The sequence below is a fragment of the Streptomyces sp. NPDC005899 genome (genome assembly GCF_040629645.1).
GTDB lineage: Bacteria > Actinomycetota > Actinomycetes > Streptomycetales > Streptomycetaceae > Streptomyces.
This window is the reverse complement of the sequence record NZ_JBEXWB010000355.1, coordinates 1-6,390: the sequence shown is the minus strand read 5'-3', so window position 1 is coordinate 6,390 and position 6,390 is coordinate 1. Positions and strand designations below refer to the sequence as shown.

Here is a 6,390-nt window from a genome sequence, read left to right as displayed (position 1 = left end):
GCGCGACGGGTCCGCCCCCCGTCACCCGGCACCCCGGGCGGTGACCCGGCCACCCGGCAGGCCCGGGTGGCCGCCACCCGCCGGACTCGCCGGACTATCCGCCCGTGGCGGGGGTGAGGACGAAGACGGGGATCTCCCGGTCGGTCTTCGTCTGGTAGTCGGCGTAGTCGGGGAACGCCTCGACGGCCCGGCCCCACCACACGGCCTTCTCCTCCCCGGTGACCTCGCGGGCGACCATGTCCTGGACCACCGTCCCGTCCCGCAGCTCGACGTGGGGGTCGGCCCGTACGTTGTAGTACCAGACGGGGTGCTGGGGAGCGCCGCCGAGCGAGGCGACCACGGCGTAGTCCCCCTCGTGCTCGACCCGCATGAGGGGCGTCTTGCGGAGCTTGCCGCTCTTCGCGCCTCGTGTGGTCAGGAGGATGACCGGCAGTCCGCGCAGTGTCGTCCCCCGGGTGCCGCCGGAACTCTCGATCAGCTCGACCTGCTCGCGGACCCATGGGGTCGGGCTCGGCTCGTACTCGCCCTCGATCGGCATGACACGTTGTCCTTTCGTCGAAGTGCTCGGATCGCTCGCTCGTCGCGGTGGTGAGGTGCGGCGGGAACGCTGCGAGGGGCGCGACGCGGAGCCGGTACGGGGCTCCAGGATATCGCCTGCCCCATCATGGCCTCGTCAGTGATCACACGGGGCGGCGCGTCGCCGATGCACCCTTGATGCCACCCGCGTCTCGCAGAGCGAGACGAGGTCTCATCCTGCGAGACATCCCTGTCCGCTTTCGGCGTCACCCGACCCAGGGAACCCGCCCTGTTCATGGGCTTTTACGGCAAGAAGTCCTTAATGTCACCTCGCCCCGACCCAGGTTTGTCCCGCCGAAGGGCATACCGTGGGTGCAGCGGAGTAAGCCAAGCCTTACTCCGCTGCACTCTGCCCGTGCTCGTCCGCCCAAAGGAACAACACTCCATGACACGCCCCCTCCGCGTCGCCATCGTCGGAGCCGGTCCCGCCGGAATCTACGCGGCGGACGCGCTGCTCAAGTCCGAGGCCGCTCAGGACCCGGGTGTTTCGATCGACCTGTTCGAGCGCATGCCCGCCCCCTTCGGTCTGATCCGGTACGGAGTGGCTCCGGACCACCCGCGGATCAAGGGCATAGTCAAGGCGCTGCACCAGGTCCTGGACAAGCCCCAGCTGCGGCTGTTCGGGAACGTCGACTACCCGCGGGACATCGGCCTGGACGACCTGCGGTCGTTCTACGACGCCGTGATCTTCTCCACCGGTGCCGACGCCGACCGCGCACTCGACATACCAGGGATCGACCTGGACGGCTCCTACGGCGCCGCCGACTTCGTCGCCTGGTACGACGGGCACCCCGAGGTGCCGCGCACCTGGCCGCTGGAGGCCGAGAAGGTCGCCGTTCTCGGCGTGGGCAACGTGGCACTGGACGTGGCCCGCATCCTGGCCAAGACGGCGGACGAACTCCTCCCGACCGAGATCCCCGCGAACGTCTACGACGGACTCAAGGCGAACAAGGCGCTCGAGGTGCACGTCTTCGGACGACGGGGTCCGGCGCAGGCCAAGTTCAGCCCGATGGAGCTGCGCGAGCTGGACCACTCGCCGAACATCGAGGTCATCGTCAACCCCGAGGACATCGACTACGACGACGGGTCGATCGCCACCCGCCGGGAGAACAAGCAGGCCAACATGGTCGCCTCCACCCTGGAGAACTGGGCGATCCGTGACGTGGGCGACCGCCCGCACAAGCTGTTCCTGCACTTCTTCGAGTCACCCGTGGAGGTCGTCGGCGAGGACGGCCGCGTCACCGGCCTGCGCACGGAGCGGACCGAGCTCGACGGAACGGGCAACGTCAGGGGCACGGGCCGCTTCACGGACTGGGACGTGCAGAGCGTCTACCGGGCGGTCGGCTACTACTCCGAGGAGCTCTCCAAGCTGCCCTTCGACGTCGTCTCCGGCACCGTCCCGCACGCCGCGGGCCGCGTCCTGAGCGGCGGGGAGCCGATGACGTCGGTGTACGTCACCGGGTGGATCAAGCGCGGCCCGATCGGCCTGATCGGCCACACCAAGGGCGACGCCAACGAGACGGTGGCCTGCCTCCTGGAGGACCACACGGCCGGCCGGCTGCCCGCCCCCGCCGAGCCCGGGCCGGACGCGATCGTCGACTTCCTGGAACAGCGAGGTGTCCGGTACACCACCCGCGAGGGCTGGCACCGCCTGGACGCCCACGAGCAGGCCCTCGGCGCCGAGCAGGGCCGCGAGCGGATCAAGGTCGTCGAGCGCGAGGCCATGCTGGACGCGTCCGGGGCCTGACGAGGGCTGACGCGCCTCCCGCGGCTCCCCTCCGGCGGAGTCGTGGGGGCGCGGCGCCACCCGGGCGGGCCGCACCGCCGTCGGCCGTAGACTCGGCGGATGGCGAAGTATTTCGACGTACACCCCGAGAACCCCCAGCGGCGCACCATCACCAACGTGGCCGACGGTATCCGCTCCGGCACGCTCGTCGCGTATCCGACGGACTCCTGTTACGCGCTGGGCTGCCGACTGGGCAGCCGCGACGGCATCGACCGGATCAGGTCGATCCGCGCTCTCGACGATCGCCACCACTTCACCCTCATGTGCGAGAACTTCGCGCAGCTGGGGCAGCTCGTGCAGATCGACAACGACGTCTTCCGGGCGATCAAGGCGGCGACGCCGGGCAGTTACACCTTCATCCTCCCGGCCACCAAGGAGGTGCCCCGCCAGCTGCTGCACCCGAAGAAGAAGACCGTCGGTGTCCGGATCCCCGACCACGCCGTCACCCAGGCTCTCCTCGCCGAACTCGGCGAGCCGCTGCTCTCCAGCACGCTCCTGCTGCCCGACGAGGAGGAGCCGTTGACGCAGGGCTGGGAGATCAAGGAGCGTCTCGACCACGTGGTGGACGTCGTTCTCGACTCCGGCGACTGCGGCACCCAGCCGACCACGGTCATCGACTTCTCCGGTGGCGAGCCCGAGATCGTGCGCCGGGGGGCGGGCGACCCCTCCCGGTTCGAGTAGCCGCCGCGCCGGCCTCCGGCGACTCCGCACTTCGGGCGGTGCTGCCGAGATGCACCCACCCCCGGGTGCCTGGTTCGGTGGAGGTGTCCTCTCCGCACGGTCCGAAGGAGTGATCATGAGCGACCCGGACGACGACCTCCACGGTGGCGTCGAGCAGATGCGCGACAAGGCCAGAGAACTCCAGGACGTGGCGGAGCACACCGCCGATCCCGGGGAACGCCGGCGTCTGCGGGACAGGGCCCGTCGGCTCGAGGCCCGGAGCGAGCAGGCCGGCGGCATGGCGAGCGGCGACATCTACCCCTGGAGGTAGCCGACGTCCGCCGGGCGTGCCCGTGGGGCCGGTGGCCGCCGTCCGGTTGCCGTCCCGCTGCCGGAGTGCTATGACCGGAACTGTGGTGACATCCGTGGAATACGCGGAGGGCGGGGTGCGGCTTCCCCTCCCCCACCCCGTCCTCCGCTCCGGCCCGCGAGGGGGCCCCGGTGACGTACATGAGGTGGCAGACGTTCCTCGACGCGGTCCGGGAACGGGGCGCTTATCCCTCGGCCCTCGACGCGGAGCGGGCCTCGCGCGTGGTGCTGGCACTGCTCGGGGCACACCTGGTCGGCGAGGAGCGCAGCGAGCTCGCGGCCCGGCTGCCGGAGACCTTCGCCCTGATCCTCCTCAACCCGCTCCAGGCCGCCGAGCCGCTCACTCCCGAACGGTTCGTCCGCGCGACGGCCGCCTGGATCGACGGTGCCAGTGAGCGGACGGCGGCCTGGGACACCGGAGCGGTGCTGAGCGTGGTGGCGGACGCCGCGGGCGAGGACCTGCTCGGGCGGGTCCTGCTCCAGCTCCCGCCGGGGTACGACCTGTTGTTCGGCCATCCGGGCGGGGACTCGGCGGTCGCCCCCCGCTGACGGGAACTCAGCGGCCGAGGTCCGCGATCCGGGCGAGACGCTCCATGGAGTCCACCAGGGCCGAGCGGTCGTACGTGCTGGTCGTGACCAGCACCTCGTCCGCACCGGTGTCCCCGATGACCTGGTGCAGCCCTTCGGCCACGTCGGCCTCCGTGCCGGCGACATGTCCGGTCAGGCCGCTCTGGAACAGCCCGCGCTCCTTCGCCGTCATCGTCAGAGCCTCGACGCGCTCGGCCGGTGCGAGCGGCGGGAAGACACCGTGCGTGCGGGCGTGGGCCATGGACCATGCCTCGGGGATCAGGATCCGCCGGGCGTCCCGCGCCGTCGCCGCGACCGCGACCGTGCCCGCGACGACGACGTAGGGTTCCGGGGCCCACGCGGACGGGCGGAACCCGCGGCGGTAGCCGTCGACGGCGCGCACGAGCTTCTCCCTGTCGCGCAGGTCGCCCACGACGAGCGGCAGGCCGGCCGCGGCGGCGATGGCGGCACCCTCGCCGGTGGCCAGGACGTAGGGCGGGATCGACAGCCCTTCGGCGGGCCGGGCGTGCACCTCGGGGTAGGCCCGCTGACTGCCGTCCAGCCAACCGAGGAGTTCGGCCAGCTGCGCGGCGAAGGTGTCGGCGTCCTCCCGGTCCCGCCCCAGGGCACGGCGGATGCCGTCCGTGAAGCCGGTCGAACGGCCCAGGCCCATGTCGATCCGGCCGGGGTGGAGAGAGGCGAGCACGCCGAACTGCTCGGCCACTACGAAGGGACGGTGGTTGGGCAGCATGACGCCGCCCGTACCCACGCGGATGGTGGAGGTGGCGGCCGCGACGGCGGCGGCCAGCACGGTGGGCGCGGATCCGGCGACTCCCGGGACACTGTGGTGTTCGGACACCCAGAAGCGGTGGTACCCCAGGGCCTCGGCCGTGACCGCAAGCCGGACGGTGTCCCGCAGCGCCTGCGGGCCGTCGTGGCCTTCGCGGGTGCGGGAACGGTCGAGGAAGGAGAAACGGGTGGACGCGACGAGAGAGCTCACACAAGGTGCAACACCGTCGGCCCGCCCGGATTCCCGCGCGTCCGGTGGGACCGCCGTCGCAGTGGCGAGGCCGGGTGCCGCCGCGACAGGTCTCGGCAGCGGTCGGGCGGCGTGGGGGAAGGAGTCCGTACGCACTGCCTCATCACGTGTCACGGAGCCGCATCATGCGTCTCCGTCCGGCAGTGCCAGTGCTTCGTCGACGAGCCGGCCGGCCGCTCGATCCGGCCCCTGCTGCGGCGGCGCGAGGACAGCCCGCAGCTCTCGCGTACTGGGAGGCCGGGTCCTGGCACCGGCTGCGGGGCGACGGACCGAACGAGGAGCTGAGGCGCCTCAGCGGTACCTACCTCACCGCCAAGGACGTCCGCACCTGGCACGCCACCGTCATGGCCGCCGTCGGCCTCGCGGTGTCGGCGGGGCTCCACGGCGATCGCGAAGCGGCGCGGAAGCGTGCCGTCGTCCGCACGGTGCGGGAGGTCAGCGGCTATCCGGGCAACACCCCGGCCGTGGCCCGCGCCTCCTACATCAACCCGCGGGTCATCGAGTGCTTCCAGGAAGGGCGGACCATCGCCGCGGACCTCGAGCGCCTGGGCGAGGGCGGTGCGCTGGGCCGGCCCGCCACCCACGGGCCGGTGGAGGAGGCCGTGCGCCGGCTGCTGCTCTCCTGACCCCGGGCGTGTCCCTGGGCCGAGTGGACGCGGGCGGTCGCCCGTCACACACCCGGTGGGTGGGATGGGGGCAGTACTGCCGTCCGGCCGGATGCGTGCACGCCGGTCGTCGGGCGGGGCGGTCCGGCCACTCCCGACCGGGCCATCGAGAGAGGAAGCAGCATGGGACACGGCGGAAACGTCATCAGCGAACTCACCACGGACCACCGCGAGGTGGATTCGCTGTTCGCCCGGATCGAGGAGCAGCCTGCCGGCGACCAGCGGCGCCGGGAACTCGCGGACGAACTGACGGTCGAACTGGTGCGGCACTCGGTCGCCGAGGAGCAGTACCTCTACCCCGCGGTCCGCCGGTACGTCGACGACGGGGACGACATGGCGGACAAGGAGATCGAGGACCACGCCACGATCGAGCGGCTCCTCAAGGACCTGGAAGGACGCGAAGCGGGCGACGCGCAGTTCGATACCCTCGTCGCGCAGCTCAAGCGCGAGGTCACCGCACACGTGCGGGACGAGGAGGACCGGCTCTTCCCCCTGCTGGCCGCGGCCTGCTCCCCCGAGGCACTGGACGAGCTCGGCGACAAGATCCGCCAGGCGAAGAAGACCGCTCCGACCCGCCCCCACCCCTCCGCTCCTGACAAGCCGCCCGCCGACAAGCTGCTCGCCCCCGGGGCCGGTCTCGTGGACCGCGCCCGGGACCTGGTAAGCGGCCGGAAGCACTGACACGGCGACGGCCCGGCTCGGTGCCTCCGGCTGTCGCGGAGGCACCG

8 protein-coding genes are annotated in these 6,390 nt (G+C 71.8%); 6 read left to right on the top strand and 2 right to left on the bottom strand.

Features of this window, described 5'->3' with window-relative positions; all coding sequences use genetic code 11:
• Positions 1 to 94: 94 nt before the first annotated feature.
• Entirely contained in the window at positions 95 to 538 is a 444-nt protein-coding gene (locus tag ABZ371_RS27425) for a nitroreductase family deazaflavin-dependent oxidoreductase (RefSeq protein ID WP_358684379.1), read from the bottom strand.
• 423 nt (positions 539 to 961) lie between these two features.
• Here ABZ371_RS27425 and ABZ371_RS27420 point away from each other — a divergent pair, with 423 nt between their 5' ends.
• The 4 genes from ABZ371_RS27420 (at position 962) to ABZ371_RS27405 (ending at position 3,940) form a co-directional block, all read left to right on the top strand.
• The gene (locus ABZ371_RS27420) at positions 962 to 2,323 is read left to right on the top strand and encodes an FAD-dependent oxidoreductase (protein WP_358684377.1); all 1,362 of its coding nucleotides are present in this window, start codon (positions 962 to 964) and stop codon (positions 2,321 to 2,323) included.
• Positions 2,324 to 2,422: 99 nt separating this feature from the next.
• Entirely contained in the window at positions 2,423 to 3,043 is a 621-nt protein-coding gene (locus tag ABZ371_RS27415) for an L-threonylcarbamoyladenylate synthase (protein ID WP_358684375.1), read from the top strand.
• 115 nt (positions 3,044 to 3,158) lie between these two features.
• Positions 3,159 to 3,353 (top strand): DUF6381 family protein, encoded by a 195-nt coding sequence (locus ABZ371_RS27410; protein ID WP_358684373.1) that lies wholly within the window; start codon positions 3,159 to 3,161, stop codon positions 3,351 to 3,353.
• 179 nt (positions 3,354 to 3,532) lie between these two features.
• Positions 3,533 to 3,940: a DUF2267 domain-containing protein gene (locus tag ABZ371_RS27405; protein ID WP_358684381.1), complete on the top strand. Its 408-nt coding sequence runs from the start codon at positions 3,533 to 3,535 to the stop codon at positions 3,938 to 3,940.
• A gap of 7 nt (positions 3,941 to 3,947) precedes the next feature.
• Here the strand turns inward: ABZ371_RS27405 and ABZ371_RS27400 are convergent, their stop codons facing one another.
• The gene (locus ABZ371_RS27400; protein ID WP_358684371.1) at positions 3,948 to 4,958 is read right to left on the bottom strand and encodes an MsnO8 family LLM class oxidoreductase; all 1,011 of its coding nucleotides are present in this window, start codon (positions 4,956 to 4,958) and stop codon (positions 3,948 to 3,950) included.
• A 188-nt stretch (positions 4,959 to 5,146) separates the two neighbouring features.
• Here ABZ371_RS27400 and ABZ371_RS27395 point away from each other — a divergent pair, with 188 nt between their 5' ends.
• Both ABZ371_RS27395 and ABZ371_RS27390 read left to right on the top strand, forming a co-directional pair.
• Positions 5,147 to 5,623: a hypothetical protein gene (locus tag ABZ371_RS27395; protein WP_358684369.1), complete on the top strand. Its 477-nt coding sequence runs from the start codon at positions 5,147 to 5,149 to the stop codon at positions 5,621 to 5,623.
• Positions 5,624 to 5,785: 162 nt separating this feature from the next.
• Entirely contained in the window at positions 5,786 to 6,343 is a 558-nt protein-coding gene (locus ABZ371_RS27390) for a hemerythrin domain-containing protein (protein WP_358684367.1), read from the top strand.
• Positions 6,344 to 6,390 lie beyond the last annotated feature (47 nt).